Source organism: Desulfotalea psychrophila LSv54, from assembly GCF_000025945.1.
GTDB classification, from domain to species: domain Bacteria; phylum Desulfobacterota; class Desulfobulbia; order Desulfobulbales; family Desulfocapsaceae; genus Desulfotalea; species Desulfotalea psychrophila.
Genome location: NC_006138.1, coordinates 1,728,082 through 1,745,256 on the forward strand (window position 1 = coordinate 1,728,082; position 17,175 = coordinate 1,745,256).

Genomic DNA, 17,175 nt, shown 5'->3' on the forward strand with positions numbered 1-17,175 from the left:
TGGTGATGGCTCGGTGCTCATAAATTTGCTGAGCATCAGCTGCAGGCAATCAAGGAGAATCATCAAAGGAGTTCAGGGATAATAAGGCACCATGCCGGTCGAGTAGCCAGCCAACAGTCTGCCAGATAAACCAGGTGCCAACGATGGCGGTATAACCATCGATGGCATAGTGCCAGCCCAGATGTACTGAACCGATTAAAATCAGTGCCAGGTGGAGCGTAAAGACGATGCCCAGTACACGGCTGGTTCTCCAACCGAGCAGAGCAAAAAGAAATGCCATGGAAACGTGCATGCTTGGCATCGCGCTGATACCGCCGCCAAAACCTCCTCCCCCATCTTTGAACGTTTTCCATAACAGCTCTTGGACATTGAGTGACCAGATAGGGTAAAAATCGTTCGCTGTCCAGAGGTAACACATAAGCGGTTGGAATGGATCAATGAGTTTAGTTACGCGGCCGTAGTAGCAGGGCCCGACCGAAGAGAAGAAGGTGGCAACAAGGTTGCCAAGCAGTGACCAGCAGCCGATAAAGGTCAAGAAGAACTGCATGCGGCCGCGGAGATCGCGCAGGCTGAAAGCCTGCCATAGCAAGACCGCATACATCACGAAGAACCAAAGATTATAGAAAAAATTGATCGTGCTTGTGGCGGCCGGACTGCCGAAAAAAATTTGCAGGATCTGCCAGGGCTGAACACCACCGTGGAGCACGGCCTCCCATTTGCGGAACACGGCATCCCATGAATAGGGGTTTATGACCGGGATCATTGCCTTGAAGGAAGAGAAAACCGATATGAAAACTGGCAGGAAGAGCAGGATCGGCAGGGCAATCAATATCCGCTCGGCCTTGAGGTAATTCTTTCGCAGGTCTGTCAGGATATATCTGGTTAAATGTTCCGGTCGAATAAAAATCATCACATAGAGAGCATGTCCACAGAAGAAGGCCGTGAGGAAACATCCGAATAGTAAGCCGAGGCGACCGTTGAATAGCCTTGATATAGACATCACTTGGGCCTTGTCGTAGGCCCAGGTGACGATGAAGCCGGCAGTTGTGTAGCAGATGATCAGGGCAATGAAGAGGGCATGTGCCCGCAGGGTGAATAAAAGCTTAGTAGCGAGACTGGATCGACCCTCCCAGACGGTGCTCAGCTGGAATGTAGTCCAAAAATTCGATTTATTTGAGAGTGCCTTTTTCATATTATGCTTCTCTGGGGAAGATGGAATACAATTTCACTTAATTATATTAAATAATTGTTGGGTCCCCTACGATTTATTTCTTAAATAAATTTTCTTTGAGTTGATGGAACTCTTTCAGCTTATCCATGGGCCTTCAATGCTTTTGCTGGAGGACTGATTATAAATATGGTTCATATCGTTTCCTATTCTCAAGGTCTCCTGCTGACTAGAATGTAGCTCTCCTAAGGATAGCAGCGACACGTTTTTTGAAACGTTCAACTATTTCGTTTGCTTGAGAGGCTTTGATTTTATAAGTCTATGCTCAATACTGTGGGCTGTCCAGTTTTTGTTAGAGGCGTGTTTAGCCGTAGGTCCTGTTGGCCCGTATCGCCTACCCTCCTCCTTCCCGCACTGCTTTCCTCTCATAGACAGTGGTTAATCTGTGAGCGGCTAATGAAATTTAAATTTACTTTTAGATGGATTAGTGTTAGGAATTATTCATTTTTTTGTATAAAGAATCTTGAGAATATTTTTTAAACACAAGGACTTTCACAGTCTTAACAGGAAAGAGGAGCCTATGTCTCAACTATTTGCCTTTATCGGCGCCATCGTAATATTTCTCACTCCGGCAAACCTGTTGGCAAACGATATACTGGATTTCTTCGATCAGACAATCACAACCGTCTCGAAGCAGCAGGGTGAGAGGAACCACTCCTCTGCAGTCGCATCGTCCTTTTTTTGCAAGGGCCGGGTCTTTCTCTGGGAGTCTTCTGCTGGACAAGGCGGAGAGATGAAGGTGATCTGGAGCTCGGGAAACCGGTTTGGTATAAGCCAGATTAACCGAAAGAACAGGGCGGCCGGAGAGGTTGCCTTTTCCGGAGAGATCAAGGGCAATAGGGTGATTTTGGAAAATCGTGAATGGGGCGAGCTCTGGCGGGGAGCTGTGCATGGCAATAAAATTGTCGGCAAGATCGATGGCGTTTACACATTCAGGATCTGGCCTCGTAAACCTAAGGCCTCCTCGCAGCCCCCAGGAAAACTGTTTAGGGAGGGCAAGGTTCTTAAATGGAATGCTTCATCGGGGCAGGGCGGCAAGATGAGGGTGACTTGGAGAAGTGGCAATCGGTTCAAGGTGGCCCAGACTAATGACAAGAACAGGGCGGCCGGTGAAGTACTCCTTTACGGCAAAATGAGCGGAAACAGGGTGACCATTGAAAACCGGGAATGGAATGAGGTTTGGAGGGGTGTCAGTAATGGTAGCCGGGTAAAGGGCAAGATCAACCAGCGTTACGATTTTAAGATATGGCTCCCTGCTTCGGCGATTTCGAAAATCGAGAAGAAATCGGCCCTTCTGGAAAAGGGGAATCTCTTTCGTTGGCACTCCTCCGCCGGTCAGGAGGGAAAAATGGAGGTTACCTGGATTCGGGGCTCTCGCTTTAGGATGAGCCAGACCAACAGGAACAACCGGGCCGCGGGAAAGGTGATCCTGCACGGTAAACGTAAGGGTAATAGAATTATTCTTGAAAGTCCTCAGTGGGATGAAACATGGGTGGGAACTATCACCGGTCGTGGCGAAATTACAGGGAAGATTAACGGTCAATATGGATTCAGGATGAAGCGGGTATATTGAAACCCGTTTCACCTTTGTTTCGCTACTCTCTTGAACGGGGATGCTGCTGAAAATAGTATGAGTCTCACCTCGTGCTATTTTTGTCTTCTCATTAGTGGCAATATGTTTACATCGTCTTGGGGACGATTATTGGATAGGTTCTGAGCGGCAGAGTTGAAATATTACCTATGGGATTTAGCTTTCCGGCCTAGCGAAAAATCTTGACATAACTGCCGCCCTGTGGCATAAAATGAACATTCATTCTAATAAAAGAGGAGAGCCTGTGGAAGTGAAAAAAGAGAAGATAAGCCGGCGGAACAAGGATATCCGGGCCATGATCCTGGATGCGGCCCTGGATCTTTTTTCTACCCGAGGTTATTTTTCTACATCGGTACACCATATCCAGAAGCAGGCCGGGGTCAGCATCGGCTCCATCTATCACCACTTTAAAAATAAGGAGGCCATAGCCAAGGCCCTTTACGATGATTTGGTGGCAATGATGGGCCAGTCCATGGCAGAGATCATGGCCTCTGGGGAAAACAGCGAACACCGCCTAAAGGCTGTCTGCGCTCATCTCTTTGCACTGACAGAAAGCTCACCGAAGATAATGCAGTATATTCTCTATGCTCGGCATCGGGAGTTTATGCCCGACGAGCTACCCATCTGCTCTTCCCGTCCCTTTGTCATTATTCAGGATATGGTTCGGGAGGGTATGGAGAGGGGAGAGCTGAGGCAGATGAATCTTACCGTGGCCAGCGCCTCTGTTATGGGAGCAGCCATTCGCCTGATCTATCTTAGCCTGGACGGTGTCCTGGAGAAACCGGTAAGCTCCTATCTCGACGAGATCTGGGAGTGTAGTTGGAAAAGCGTCGCCGTCTAGGACTCAGATCCTGTAGCCGAGGTGGGCAGGGGGATAGAAGCTCTGTCCATTTTTTACAATAACAAGCAGAACGAACGTTCGTTTTAGAAACAGACAATGGAGAAAAGCATGAAAAAAAGCGATATTATTATTATAGGAGGCGGTGCCGCAGGTATCGTTGCTGTCAATACCATCCATGCCCTCAATCCCGGTCTTTCCCTTACTCTGATCAAAGATGAGGAGGCACTTGTCAACCGATGTTCCATTCCCTATGGGATGGGTAGAGAAAAGGGTATTGAAAACTATATTGTTCCCAATAGCCACATCACTGCTACTGGAGCAGACCTTGTTATTGGCCGGGTGGAGGAGATTGATACCCGAAAAAAAGAGGTAATTCTCCAGACCGGTGAGAGCTATGCCTATGGACAGCTGCTTCTGGCAACCGGCTCCCGTCCCATACTTCCTCAGTTGCCTGGTATCGAATCGGAGAGGATATTGGTGGTGCGTTCCCTTGGTGATCTGGAACGTCTCCGTGTCTCAGTCCGGTCCGGGCGAAGAGCCTTGGTTGTGGGCGGGGGGTATGTGGGGGTGGAGCTGGCCACTGAACTTCAGCAGTTGGGGCTTAGGGTCTCTCTGGTTGAGATGCGGGAGAGAATTCTTCTGGCTACCACCGAGCCGGAGTTTATTACTGAAGTGGAACAGATGCTTGAGGGCAGGGGCATTCACCTTATGACCGGAAGGCAGGTAACGGCATTTGAAGATGATGGCCGGGAGAGGGTTGGGGTGAGGCTCGACGATGGGACGGTGCTTGAAGTCGATCTGGTTGTTTTCTCTGCCGGGGTTGTGCCCAATATGGAACTTGCCCAGCGGGCGGGCATAGCAACCTCTTCTTTAGGAATTATCACCGATAAGAGTCTCAGAACCAGCGTCAGGGATGTCTTTGCTGCCGGTGATTGTGCGGAAAAGCAAGCATTTGTCACAGGTCAGCCCACCCGGGGAGATTTTGGTACCAATGCAGTTTTTATGGGCTCGGTGGCAGGACAAAATATGGCCGGGATGGCTGCTTCCTTTATGGGGACCATTAATGCCAATGTTTCTATGGTCTATGATACCAGCTTTGGTTCGGCGGGGCTGACCGAGGCAGGGGCCAGGCAGGCGGGCATCGATGTGGTCGTGGGATTTTCTGAAACCCTTGATAAATATCCCATGATTGATGGGGCCGCCCCCCTTCGCACTAAATTGATTTTTACTCGGAGTAACGGCGTGCTTATCGGTGGAAGTGTCATGAAAGAGGGTCGGGGCGTGGCTCCGCATATTGACCTGATCTCTCTTGCCATTCAGAAAAGAACCACCATTGAGGAATTTCTCTGCCATCAATATGCCACCCACCCTCAATTGGCAGCGGTCCCCACCGAAAACAGCTGTTTGTTGGCCACCATGGCTGCCATGGCCAGTAGGTAGGAGGCGGTGTCCTGAACTCTCACAGCTCTTTTGAGAAGATCCTGTTCCATGGTAGGCCTGGGCAGAAGAGACAGATCTACCATGAGGGCCTCTTGCAAGGGTGAAACAGCTCTTAGTTGAGGAAGGTCTTTCTGCTGCTCAGGGCCGGAAAGGAGCAACGCGCCTCTTTAACTGCGTTAAGGTTGATTTCAGCGCTGATGGAGTTGTCCATGTCATCTGCTTGGGCCAGTATCTGGCCATTGGGGCCGACGATCATGCTATTGCCGGCAAGTTGCACACCCTTGCTCATACCCCTTGCATTTGCTGAGATGAGAAGGGCCTGGTTTTCCAGGGCCCGTACCCGATTGAGGAGGGCCCAATCGGCAAGGCGGGCCAGGGGCCAGGCGGCACAGATTAAAAATATCTCAGTACCCTGATCGACCATTTTTCGGAAGAGTTCGGGGAAACGGAGGTCAAAGCAGGTTGCCATTCCTATTATTCCCAGCTTCGTGTTGATGACAGAGATCTCCTGGCCAGCCGAGAGTATCTCTGTTTCCAAGGAGGCAAAACCAAAGAGATGGATTTTTCTGTAGTTCCCTAGAATATCTCCGTCAGGTGAGATGAGATAGCTGCTGTTATAGTATTTGTCCTCTATCTTTTCGACAAAGCTTCCCGAGTGGATGAAAGACGATGTCTTTACGGCCATCTCACGTACCATGCTGAGGGTTGGCCCCTTCCTCTCCTCGGCAAGGCTCCTGTAGGCGGCAAAGTTCATAAAACCGGTATTCCAGATTTCGGGCAGGATGATAAGGTCGGACTCCCGGCATAGCTCTATCTCTGTCCGGGCCCGGGCAATGCTTGCCGCCTTGTCATCTTCAACGACCGCTAGCTGAATGGCTGAAATTTTCATGCTGCCCCTCTTGGTTGGATGGGTGGGCTGTCTATTTCGGTATTGAGAGTAATATGTGGAAAGGTAAGAGTTTCATTCTGCTGTCAAGCAACATCTCTTGCTGGCATTCTCAGGGGCTTTTTCTGTAATAGGTTCATTTGCTGTTGGCCATGGTATGTTCTGCTCATCTCTGTATAGCATAACCTGGTTTTTGCCGTTGCCTTTTGCAGCATAGAGGGCCTTGTCAGCATTGTTGATTAAGATTTCCGGATTTGTGCCAATTGAAAATTCTGAGACGCCAAAACTGCATGTTCTCTTGCCGGCGGTACCATTGTCGTAATTGGCAATATTCAGGCGGATTTTTTCGGCTACTACGGCAGCACCTGTTAGATAAGTTTCAGGCAGGAGGATGATAAATTCTTCACCGCCCCATCGAGCGAAGAGATCACTTTCTCGAATGCTTTTTGCCGTTAGAGACGACAGCCCTTTGAGGACTTCATCACCCACCAGGTGTCCATAGGTGTCATTGACAGATTTGAAGTTGTCGATATCAATCATAATTAATGAAAATGGATGGTTATGGCGATTGGCCCTCATTACCTCAGTGGCTAATAAGTCGTTGAACATCTTTCTGTTGTAGCAGCCAAGAAGAGGGTCTGTGCTGGCTTGTTTTTTTACAATATCAAGCTGTTCGTTAATGGTTGCCTTGGCTTCGAGTAAGGCTGTTGTATCATAGATTATGACACTTATTTCATCGCTGCCCAAGGGTGTTATAACAACATCTTGATGCATGTATCGGAAACGTGAATTCGTGATTTTGTTCAGCGGGATGGGAATTATGTACTTGTCGATTTGTGAGTTGGTGAAGGTAGAAGATTGTAGCTTAAGAGAAACCTTCACCTTTCTTTTTAAAATTTTAAATGACGTATCGGGAAACAGTTCATCAACTCTCTTCCCCTGAGCTGATTCCTGGCTAATACCTGTGTTAATTGCCAACCAGTTGTTCCAGAAGAGGATAGTCAGGTGCCTGTCTATGATGAGCACGCCATTATCAATGATATTTAGAACAGTTGTTTCTGTATCCATCTAGATGTTTTCCATGAAATCATTGAGAGCATTTTCTAACCAGGCAAACATTTCATCGCTGAATAAAATGATCAACTTACCGTTAATGTTGAGTTCTTCGAAGGCTAGTATCGTGCTTATGACAATAACTTTGTTGAACTGTGAAGCATGGTTAGCCCGGATGATGAAATTCGTAAAATCGATGGATGGGGGTGCAAAAGCAACCTCGGTGTCAAGCATTTCGGCGAGTTTCCCAATGCATGATGAGCTGAGGATATTTGATATTTCAAGAATGTTCTGTTGTACTTCATTCTCTTCAAACTCTTCATCCTTGTCAATAATAGTGTGCATGTTTTTGCCACTCTCAGGATCAATGACCAGAACTACTTCACCGTGAAATGTGCCCTTGAACTGCTGTGAGCTGACATAAAATTTGTTATCGTTACTTCCGACAATAAATTCATTAACTCTTTCAAGGTCAACAAAATCTATGGTTGGAACATGGAGAGTCGCAAAGTTATCAAAAAGATCGGCAATAGTTGCTGTCGCAGATCCAAAAGATATATTTGTCAGCTCTTCGAGAACGTCTTTTAGGTCATCACCTATCATTAGGCTGACTCCGGGAGAGAGGCGAGTATTTCAGTAAGTCGTTCTGCGCTGATAGGTTTTGCTTCCATTTCGGTTGCTCCGCTAGCCACGACTTTTTCTTTTGATTTAGCCTGAACGTCGGCTGTCACAATATAAACGATGGCCTGTGGGTCGTGAGCCATGATAAGGGTCAGCGCTTCAAAACCATCCATGACAGGCATGGTCAAGTCTAAAAAAAGTATGTCAGGAGAGTGCTCGCGGTAGAGGTCGACTGCCTCTTGGCCATTTTCTCCCTGAATAATAGTAGCCGTATTTCGTATTTTTTCCGGCATTCTTTTCATCAACATCATTCGAGAAAGCCTTGTGTCGTCTATAATTAATATTTTCATGTTTTTCCAAATTATTAGGGCGCTAGATATCTGTAATGCTTGTCTCTGCTGAATATAGAGCTCACTCTATTGCCCTCTAAGATATTTTAAGACAACCTAGCTTCTTTAAGTTATTTTATCCAGAAATATTACTCTGCAGGTAATTAAAGTATTAAGTTGTTGGCTTCCGGGTGGCCCTGCAGATCCCTGCCCTGGAAGGTAGCCTTTGCTTTGAGCGGAGCCCTGGATAAAAGGACTCTCTCTGCCTGGGGCAGGAACTGGAGTAGGGGGACAAAGAAAAGGAGGTGAAGAGTGGTATGGATCTTAAAGAATTATAGCCAATCGGCTTGCATGATCCTGCGGCGGATAAAGGTCCCATCTTCTATCTTTAAGGTAGCTGGGGTGGATGGCATGAAGATCTGGCTTAGGGTACGAAAATAAACGGAGTCATTTCGAGCCATTTTGCTGGTTATGGCTACATATTTGCTCAAATTGCTTTGAGCTTTATGGCAGTTCTATTTGTCTGGGGTAATGAAGTTGAACCACATTTCTCGTCGCTTAACTGAGTGAGACCAAAATGTTCCGGGATGGCTCAGGGTGCGTTTGACCTGTGACCAGGTTGATATTGTCTCACCGCGCCGCAGACGTATGGACCACAGATATGTCGTACCAGGTTTGAGTGAAACATCCGGTGTGAACGCGGTCTCTGTAAGGCCCTGTCCATATGCCAGAAGTTGACCACGGCGCCATCTTCTTTTTCCTGTCAATCGATCTAAATTGATCTTACGCCAGGTGGAATCGTAGGCTTCGTATATTACCACATCATATTTGATGCCGGGTATGGATGAGGGCAACCAGCGCAGGGTTGGCCTTGTGCTGGTAACTCTGGCATTTTGCAGACGATCAGGAGACGTTGGGCTCAGGCCAATATTGGTGGATGAACAGGAAACGCCCCAATCGCCATTACATATATAAGAGACTCTGCTATATGTTCCGGGGTCAAGAGGTCTCAGCTTAACTACTCTGTTCAGTGGGTCTTTACTCGCCCCGGGATATCTCCTGTGAAACTCCTTGACGGCCTCCGAATAATTATCATTTATCCTTTGGTTGCTGGATTGATTCTTGTGTGATTTTAGGGTGATTTCCCCAAGGTACAGGCCCTCGACTTTAGCCTCTACTATAAAAGGTATCCAGAGAGGTTGGGCCAGTGAAATCTGTCTGGATAGCCAGCCTGTTTCTGTGGAAAAGCCATAAACGCCAAGAATTTCATACTCTCCAGGTGGCAAGGGCCAATAGAAGTACTCGTTTTCGTCGACCTTGTATTCCATTATTACGGGGCTTCCCACCCGTCGGAACTCGATGGTCAAAGAGTTTTCAAGACCGGAGGTGCTCAGCTTGATCTGTTTGCCCTCTACAATGACATTGACTTTGGCAAAGACAATGGCCTGTTCCGCTGACAGTGTTTGGGCCGTTTCTAGCTGCACAACTCCTGTGCAGCCCGTCAAGGCAATCGATATTATAGCCGCTAGCCAATACCCCAATATATTCATGGCTCTCCCTCGCGTTTCAAGTCCGGTTTATGGTGCCAATCTCTGTTTTTAACCACTCCTCTATCTAGCTTACGTTATTTATCTGTTATGGCCAAAAGTTAACTGCTTACATCTGCGGAGGATGTGATGCGCTTACCCCGCTAGGGGATGGGGGGCAAGGTGCAGAGGTGGGCTAGATGAGATGACTCTGTTTAAGAGTTGTTTTAAACGCTGATCAGTGTGTCAATTCCTGCCTATCCTGAAAGGGTCAAGGTCCTTGCTATCCCGTCCTGGCCTAGAAAGATTCACGCCAGTTGCCCCTAATTGGTTGGTCAAGGTCGATGGCAACAATCTGTTTAGCCGCTTTAAAAAAATGGGGAGACCCTTCACTGTCAGCGCTAAAGCTTACCTCGTCGTCATCTTCGTATGGATTCAGCAGATCGAGGAAATGGCCAACGGTGATTCTGCATGCCTGTTCTGAGGCATTGGTGCCGGAGGATTTGTCCAACTCATCAAGGACGACAAGGGCGATCTTGGGGCCATAGCGCTTAATTTCTTGGAAGATCAGAGGTCGCTTCAAAAATTTTGCCGAGCCAAATGTTACCTCAGTCTCTGGATCTATAGAGCTTAAGTTTATACGGAGCATTCCAACAGTGGTGTTTGGGTTTTGCATAGACGGCCTCTCTGTTTAATAGAAAATAGATCCGGGGGTGGACTTGGCCCTCTTCCCCAAGACTCAGTACGGGCTTGGCTACTGCTACCTTTAAGCCTAGCAGGGGGGAGAGCCTCTTTCAACAGAAAATTAAGGCAATCGCCCTTTTGCTTTGACTCTCCGGATGTGGGCTATGAGGTAACCTGTGGGTAAAGACATTCGGCCTATCCTGCCTTCGCTTTGTCCTTAGGGTGATGCTTATTCCAGCTTTAGTATTGGCTATCTCTATATCACCTATTTTCTTTATAGATAATAACTATTTGAATTGTTTGTGTAAAAAAACTAGGTTCCCTGACAGTTTTGTCGGTGGAGGGGGGGGGCTCTTGCCTCTGCCGAATGAGTTGGCCAATCAGGATATTTTAAAAGGATCAATATGAATCGCAGCAAAAAAATTATAATTCTTTGTCATTGTTTGCTCAATAGTAATGCTAAAATCACCCCTCTGGCCACATGTGGCGGGGTCTATAAAAGTGTGGTGGCTCAGTATATTGCCGACGGTGTAGGCCTGGTCCAACTGCCCTGTCCAGAGTCTGGTTATCTTGGTCAAAACCGTTGGGGGATGACACGGGATCAATACAATACCCTGCACTTCAGAAAGTATTGTAGGGAGATTCTTGCCCCCAGTTTGAACCAGATAAAGGCTTTTGTTGATGCTGGCTATGAAATACAGGGCGTCATCGGTATGGATGGAAGTCCTAATTGTGGCGTTGAAGAAACCTGTATAGGATTTACTGGAGGAGAAATTTGCTGCCAAGAGGACATTGAAAGGCAGAGAGATAATATGTCAATGGTGCCTGGTCGAGGAGTGTTTTTTGAGGTTTTGCAGGAGATGCTGCTTGCAGAAGAGATTAGTTTACCGTTTTGGGCTGTTGATGAAAGAAATATTAAAGAATAAAAAATGTACGCTGAGGAGCCTTGGAATGAAAAACAGTAAAAAGCAGAAATTTTGTTTTGGATTTATAGTCTTATCTTTATTTCTCCTTACGGGGATATCAGCCCAGGCAGACTCTTCTCTGCAACAGGTCGTGGACAGTGGCGAGATAAGAGTTGGCTTTTGTGCTCAGTATCCGCCCTTCGAGTCTGTAAACGTAAAAACGGGTGAGTTTGAGGGCTTTGATATTGCTCTGGCCAAAGCGATTGCCGATGAAATGGGGGTGGCAGCAGTGCTTATTGATGCCGAATGGCAGGGGCTGTTAGGTGGTTTGAAAAAGGGTGATTATGACGTCCTTATTACCTGTATGGCAAAATCCGAATCTCGTCGCGATAACACTAATTTTAGCGATGTATACTATACTCTCCCTGACGTTATTGTGGTGCGTCAAGATGATACAATAGTTAAAGATAAGGATGACCTATCTGGAAAAGTTATTGGCGTTCAGCTTGGCTCCGGCAGTGAGCAGTTGGCGGATAGTATGGAGGGAAGACTTAAAGAGATCAAACGTTATAATTATAATCCCGAGGCTTTTACTGATCTTAAGGCCAAGAGAATTGATGCCGTTTTCGTAGGTTATGCCTACGCTGTTAATCATATGAAGAGTGATAGTGCCTATAAGATTGTGGACGAGCCTCTTGCAAAAGCTGATATTGTGGCCGTGTTGGATAAAGGAGCCGATGCCTTGACCCAGAAGATAAATGAATCTTTGGCCAAACTTAAGGCGAATGGCAAATATCAAAAGATTGTTAACCAGTGGCTTACTGTCCAGTAATACGGCGTAAAAAATTACATGCTTGATTTTAAATTTGAAATTTTAAAAACTGCCTACCCTATGCTCTGTCAAGGGGTTTGGGCAACAGCGAAGGTAGTCTTTTTTTCTTTTATTCTTGCGATGTTGTTTGGCTTGATAGTGGGGGTTGCCAGATATCGGTCACGGAGTTTATATCTTCTCTTTTCTCCCTACGTAGAGTTTTTTCGAGGGACCCCGTTGCTGATTCAGCTCTTTTTTATTTACTATGGCCTACCAACCATTGGCATATCCATGGATAGTTTTACGGCAGCCTGTCTCGGCCTTGGCTTGAATGGTGGGGCCTATATCTCCGAGATAATAAGAGGTTCACTCTTATCGGTTGATCAGGATCAGCTGGAGGCCTCATATGCCTTGGGGCTGACCTGGTTTCAATCTATGGTCTATGTTATTTTTCCTCAGGCATTTACGGTCGCCATTCCGCCTCTTGTAAATTCTTTTTCTTCTCTTTTAAAGGACACCTCTCTGGTATCTGTCTTGGCGATAACCGAGCTGACCAGGGTAGGTCAGCTTATTTACACGAGAACATTTAGGGCTTTTGAAATCTACCTTGCCATTGGAATGCTTTATTTTATGATGACTTTTGTCATGACACTGCTCTCCAAATATCTCGAAAAAAAATACAAAGTTCAAGGGCGTATTTCATAGGAGAAGGCCATACGTCTAGCAATGACCGGGCAGGTTCAGTGCCCTCTCTTAAATGTGAGGGGGGCTCTGTGTGCTCTTCGCTTTCTGCTACTGGAGGGGACTGCATTAGACTAAGTTCGGTGAAATACGTATAATATGGATGGGGGCAGACAGCGTAGAGGAGCAATATAAATTAAATTGAGGGGAGATGAATATGGCTAAAAAAGTGATCATTATGGGTGGTGCCGGTCGTGATTTTCATAATTTCAATGTCTACTTCAAGGATAACCCCCACTATGAGGTCGTGGCCTTTACCGCAGCGCCCCAGATTCCTGGGGTTGAAGGTCGCTTCTACCCAACCGAGTTGGCAGGTAAACTTTATCCAACGGGTATTCCCATTTATTTTGAAACAGAGCTTGCCTCCCTTATTCGCAGGCATACGGTTGAGCTGGTGGCCTTCTCCTATAGTGATGTGCCCTATTCTGAGGTAATGCACCAGGCCTCGATTGCCATGGCAGAGGATGCAGACTTTATTATGCTTGGGGCCAAATCGACAATGCTCAAGTCAGCTAAACCGGTAATTGCCGTTTGCGCAGTGCGAACGGGTTGCGGTAAATCTCAAACTACCCGCAAAATATGTGAAATTCTGATGGCAAGAGGAAAGAGGGTTGTGGTTGTCCGTCATCCCATGGCCTATGGTGACTTGGGTAAACAGGTAGTGCAGCGTTTTTCCTCCTATGATGATTTTGCAAGGCATCGCTGTAGCATTGAAGAACGAGAGGAGTATGAGCATCTGGTTGACCTTGGCATTCTGGTTTTCGCAGGTGTTGATTATCAGAAAATTCTGCAGGAGGCGGAAAGGGAAGCTGATATTATTATTTGGGATGGTGGCAACAACGATATCCCTTTTTTCTTGCCGGATATTCATATCGTCCTCTTTGATCCGCATCGTCCCGGTCATGAACTCCTCTATTATCCGGGGGAAACCAATATGCTTATGGCTGATATTGCCATAATTAATAAGGTTAATACCGCCGTCCCTGAACAGATAGAACAGGTTCGGCATAATATTGAGCTGCATGCCCCCCAAGCGCAAATAATACTGGCCGACTCAAAAATCACTGTCAGTGAAGAGGGGCTCATTAAGAACAAGAGGGTACTTGTGGTTGAAGACGGGCCGACTCTTACCCATGGCGGCATGTCCTATGGTGCCGGAATGATCGCGGCAGAGATGTATGGAGCGGCAGAGATAGTTGATCCCCGCCCCTATTCTGTCGGAACCCTCAGAGAAACCTATGAAAAATACCCACATATCGGTCCGCTGCTACCGGCAATGGGCTATAGTCCTGCTCAGATTGCTGATCTTGAGAAAACAATCAACAGTGTTGCCTGTGATCTTGTCCTCTTGGCCACCCCGATCAGGCTGGATCGACTGCTCTCCATCAATCGTCCTCTCTTGCAGGTTTCTTATGACTACAGCGATCATGGTCAGCCCGACCTGGAGAGTATTCTCCTCTCCTTCCTTGCCGGGCTTATTACCTGATGTCCCAAAATTATTAAAGGGGCTGAAGGCAGGGCGGGTTCTTATCGGGCCATAAATCAGCGCAAAATCCAGGCCGATTCAGCGCCCTTTCTTGAGTTTATGTTGCCGATGAGTTGCCATATAGACCGCTGTAGCAGAGGGAAAACGTGGCCCCTGTTAGCCTCTATGTGAAGGTGGAAAATGGCAATTCCTTACGGGCTACGGGGTTTGGGAAAGGCTCTGTTGTTTGGCTTATGGTGCCAGGGTGAGTCAATCCAGCACGGGCCACGAGATTTTAAGTATCGTCAACTTTGTTTGTATATGTCTGTTTTAAAAGAACTTAATATTTGCTTTGATTCTGTTGCGCTCATTTATGCGCTCACTTGTGCCTGTCGTTTTCAGGTAATGGGTTGGCATCATTATCCTGTTGGGGCTAGTCTTTTGATTTAAATTTACTGTTCAAGAGAGCTTTCGGTTACGAGATCGTCCACCATTTCAGTATATCTTGTCTGCCTTAAACTTAGAGCAAACAAAAGTGTAAAGAAAATGCTAGTGATAAAAAATGGGGCGAAATATACCCCTGGGAAAAAAATCATTCCAACACAGCTAAGAACTATTATTAAAATAGAGGATAATCCCCATGTTTTATTCACAAAAGTATCTATTTTATGCCACCATGTCTTTTTAAAAAGACCACTGTATTGAAACGCTCCATCGCTAAAGGTGACCATGCCTGGCGTTCTGTACAATACATATGTTAAAATATTGACTTTATCATCATCTAGTAATCTTAAAATGTTTGAGTAGCTCATTCTCAAACCGTAAATTAGTCGGAAAATTTCACAGACCCTATGTTTGCTTTTTTGTGCTAAAGCCTCATCAAGTTCTTTGAGCAGTTCAACTCGGATTTTTCTTGATTGATTTAAGTAGTGGAGCGTCACTGTGAAAGTGCCGATTACCGATATTAAAGTTGTTAAAAGCCTAGCTGTTTCAGTTAGTTCCATTGGTAGGTGCTCTCCAAGGCCTTTTGCTAATGTCGTTATAGCTGGCATAGGTAAAAGGTTGTTTTTTAGAATTTAGGGGCGGAAACGCTTATTTTGTTGTGATATCCAAGGGAATGGACGCATATTTTCAATATGCCCACCAGCCACTGCCTTTTTTTCTTAAATTTTTATCTGCCAGATGAGGGGTGAAATCGCTTATTTTGGAGGATCCGTTACTCGTTTTGGCATGTTTCATAGGAAATGTCTTGAGTTGATAGCCTTCGTTATCGATTAAAAGAACATGTTCTAAAGACTGTTTGTAGCCACAATTTTTTCTTCCTTTTTTGTTAAACTGCCATGTCTCACATAATATCATGGAGTTATCTGTGTCTATATCTATGTCCCATGCCCCGAAAATAACTACTTTGTCTGTGTGATTCACAAATGACCAACTCCAGTGCCAGTTTCGGCATGTTGCGCCCTGAGACTGTATAAAATTTCTTCTATTCATAATAATTGTGTAGTTCTTTTGTGAACGAATGCGTGAGCATTGTCCTTTTATCGTTGAGCATGATGAGAAAGATTGGCATTGATGTATGTTACTCTAATTGGGTCGCAAGTCTTACAATATCTGGGTATGATTCTATCGATTCAATAGAATCGATGTTCCTAATAATGTTGTTTATCTCTCGATTTGAACCCAAAGTACCCTCACTTAACATATTGTCAAAAATTTCTTTGGATATTTTTTTTTTATAGCATTTGAAGTATTCCTGGATGATAGAGGCTAATGTTATCTCTTCTACTAGTATTGGGTCATTGGTATTGCGGAAACGCTTATAACAAATAACACTGTTGATGCCCCTTTCGGTGTTATTTGGGAAGGATGGCCCTTGGTATCCAGGTTTGAAAATTTCTTCAAAAAAATCAGGAAATTTCTCTTTTATTAGTACTAGGTAAATAGTAAATAAAGCACCTATTTTTCCCGATCCACTTAGATTGTTAACAATACCTTCTATTCGTTCGTAACATTGTTTTTGGGTTCTTAGGTCTAGTGAGAATATCTCTGTCAAAGCATAGAAAACGAGGATGCTTTCCATGTTTTTGGGAGAACCACGGGGAATAAATAGTGCTTTTGTTGTAGATATTTTCTCTGATCTACCTTGTTGGCTGAAGTCATGTGACATGCTCCTCTCTTGAGAATCAAAGTTTTTAAAGAGGACTTTCGCAAAATCAAGGTTACTTGGGGCTGGTAGGGTAAACTCTTGATCGAAAAAACGTCGAAGGTACGTTCTTCCATCAAATTTTTCGCCGTAAATAGCGCATACAGAGTGGGCGAGCTGCTTGGTGTCTGTGGAGATGATAAAATGGATATCTGGCATGTTAAAAAGGTGCTTTACTCTTTCTAGCAGCTCAATAGCAAAAAGTGGGCGGCATCTATCTAGCTCATCAATGAGTACAAAAAGAGGTAGTTTTTCTCCTATGTCGCTGTTCGTTTCAATTTCATTGAGAAGATTTTTTAATCCTATTTGAAAATCTTCTATTGCGGAAATTTCTTTGTTGAAAGATTTTGTTAGTGCTTCCGTTATGTTTTCTGCTGTGCTTTCATCTTCAGCTGTGAGCTGAAGGAGCGCTTCTCCTTCTTGTTGACCAATTGCCTTTTTGATGAGTCCTTTTGCTAGAATTGGCAGTAGTTTTGTTACAACTTTTGTCCCTTTTTTTGTCCAGTCCTCACTTTTCTTTTTAGCACCATCTTGGTCAAGCAAAGAGCATAGCTCTCGGGTTATAGCCGATACAAGAGCCAAGAGTGGTTCTTCGGTGAAGTCGTGCTTCCAAGCATTAAAGATAACTGTGGGATATTTTTCTTTAAGATCTTTTGCCCAGTGGTCTATGAAAAAAGTTTTTCCCGCGCCCCATTCAGCATTGATATTGAGGACGAAATTCTCTTTGTTGAGTAGGTAATTGGTCAAGAAATCAGCGTACTGTTTGCGGTTAAAAAGATCATCTGCCCACATTTTGTTGTTGTCTTGTGTTGTCTCTTCAGTCATATCAAAATATTATTTTAACGTCT

Annotated in this window: 17 protein-coding genes; 7 read left to right on the forward strand and 10 right to left on the reverse strand. The window is 45.5% G+C overall.

Annotation, left to right across the window (positions count from 1 at the left end; genetic code table 11):
* Positions 1-49: 49 nt before the first annotated feature.
* Complete coding sequence (locus DP_RS16765) at positions 50-1,192, reverse strand: phosphatase PAP2 family protein (protein ID WP_011188788.1); 1,143 nt, start codon at positions 1,190-1,192, stop codon at positions 50-52.
* A gap of 556 nt (positions 1,193-1,748) precedes the next feature.
* On the opposite strand from DP_RS16765, the gene DP_RS07835 reads away from it, so the two are divergent.
* From DP_RS07835 to DP_RS07845, 3 genes are all read left to right on the forward strand, one after another.
* Positions 1,749-2,801, forward strand: a complete 1,053-nt coding sequence (locus tag DP_RS07835) for a hypothetical protein (RefSeq protein ID WP_041277774.1) — start codon at positions 1,749-1,751, stop codon at positions 2,799-2,801.
* A gap of 262 nt (positions 2,802-3,063) precedes the next feature.
* Entirely contained in the window at positions 3,064-3,660 is a 597-nt protein-coding gene (locus tag DP_RS07840; protein WP_228130180.1) for a TetR/AcrR family transcriptional regulator, read from the forward strand.
* A 108-nt stretch (positions 3,661-3,768) separates the two neighbouring features.
* Complete coding sequence (locus DP_RS07845) at positions 3,769-5,100, forward strand: NAD(P)/FAD-dependent oxidoreductase (RefSeq protein WP_041277775.1); 1,332 nt, start codon at positions 3,769-3,771, stop codon at positions 5,098-5,100.
* A 112-nt stretch (positions 5,101-5,212) separates the two neighbouring features.
* On the opposite strand, the gene DP_RS07850 is transcribed toward DP_RS07845, so the two are convergent.
* The 6 genes from DP_RS07850 to DP_RS07875 all read right to left on the reverse strand — a co-directional run bounded on the left by DP_RS07850 (position 5,213) and on the right by DP_RS07875 (position 10,191).
* The gene (locus DP_RS07850) at positions 5,213-5,989 is read right to left on the reverse strand and encodes a carbon-nitrogen family hydrolase (RefSeq protein WP_011188792.1); all 777 of its coding nucleotides are present in this window, start codon (positions 5,987-5,989) and stop codon (positions 5,213-5,215) included.
* A 72-nt stretch (positions 5,990-6,061) separates the two neighbouring features.
* Positions 6,062-7,054, reverse strand: coding sequence for a GGDEF domain-containing protein (locus DP_RS07855; RefSeq protein ID WP_011188793.1), 993 nt, complete (start codon positions 7,052-7,054; stop codon positions 6,062-6,064).
* The gene (locus DP_RS07860; RefSeq protein WP_011188794.1) at positions 7,055-7,642 is read right to left on the reverse strand and encodes a hypothetical protein; all 588 of its coding nucleotides are present in this window, start codon (positions 7,640-7,642) and stop codon (positions 7,055-7,057) included. It lies immediately after the preceding gene.
* The gene (locus DP_RS07865; RefSeq protein WP_011188795.1) at positions 7,642-8,010 is read right to left on the reverse strand and encodes a response regulator; all 369 of its coding nucleotides are present in this window, start codon (positions 8,008-8,010) and stop codon (positions 7,642-7,644) included. The genes DP_RS07860 and DP_RS07865 overlap by 1 nt, the downstream gene beginning before the upstream one ends.
* 494 nt (positions 8,011-8,504) lie before the next feature.
* Positions 8,505-9,539 carry a hypothetical protein gene (locus DP_RS07870; protein WP_011188797.1) on the reverse strand — a complete coding sequence of 345 codons (1,035 nt, stop codon included), beginning with the start codon at positions 9,537-9,539 and terminating at the stop codon, positions 8,505-8,507.
* Positions 9,540-9,813: 274 nt separating this feature from the next.
* On the reverse strand, positions 9,814-10,191 hold the full coding sequence (locus DP_RS07875; protein ID WP_011188798.1) for a hypothetical protein: 378 nt from the start codon (positions 10,189-10,191) through the stop codon (positions 9,814-9,816).
* A gap of 412 nt (positions 10,192-10,603) precedes the next feature.
* On the opposite strand from DP_RS07875, the gene DP_RS07880 reads away from it, so the two are divergent.
* The 4 genes from DP_RS07880 to DP_RS07895 all read left to right on the forward strand — a co-directional run bounded on the left by DP_RS07880 (position 10,604) and on the right by DP_RS07895 (position 14,142).
* Entirely contained in the window at positions 10,604-11,125 is a 522-nt protein-coding gene (locus DP_RS07880) for a CD3072 family TudS-related putative desulfidase (protein ID WP_011188799.1), read from the forward strand.
* A 25-nt stretch (positions 11,126-11,150) separates the two neighbouring features.
* On the forward strand, positions 11,151-11,936 hold the full coding sequence (locus DP_RS07885) for an ABC transporter substrate-binding protein (RefSeq protein ID WP_011188800.1): 786 nt from the start codon (positions 11,151-11,153) through the stop codon (positions 11,934-11,936).
* An 18-nt stretch (positions 11,937-11,954) separates the two neighbouring features.
* Positions 11,955-12,620 (forward strand): amino acid ABC transporter permease, encoded by a 666-nt coding sequence (locus tag DP_RS07890; protein WP_011188801.1) that lies wholly within the window; start codon positions 11,955-11,957, stop codon positions 12,618-12,620.
* A 193-nt stretch (positions 12,621-12,813) separates the two neighbouring features.
* Positions 12,814-14,142 carry a cyclic 2,3-diphosphoglycerate synthase gene (locus DP_RS07895; RefSeq protein ID WP_041278515.1) on the forward strand — a complete coding sequence of 443 codons (1,329 nt, stop codon included), beginning with the start codon at positions 12,814-12,816 and terminating at the stop codon, positions 14,140-14,142.
* Between the two features lie 431 nt (positions 14,143-14,573).
* On the opposite strand, the gene DP_RS07905 is transcribed toward DP_RS07895, so the two are convergent.
* The 3 genes from DP_RS07905 to DP_RS16770 form a co-directional block, all read right to left on the reverse strand.
* Complete coding sequence (locus tag DP_RS07905) at positions 14,574-15,125, reverse strand: hypothetical protein (RefSeq protein WP_041277777.1); 552 nt, start codon at positions 15,123-15,125, stop codon at positions 14,574-14,576.
* 127 nt (positions 15,126-15,252) lie between these two features.
* A complete protein-coding gene (locus DP_RS07910; RefSeq protein WP_156792229.1) occupies positions 15,253-15,546 on the reverse strand; it encodes a hypothetical protein in 294 nt (97 codons plus the stop codon).
* 157 nt (positions 15,547-15,703) lie between these two features.
* Entirely contained in the window at positions 15,704-17,152 is a 1,449-nt protein-coding gene (locus DP_RS16770; RefSeq protein ID WP_011188805.1) for a KAP family P-loop NTPase fold protein, read from the reverse strand.
* Positions 17,153-17,175: the final 23 nt, after the last annotated feature.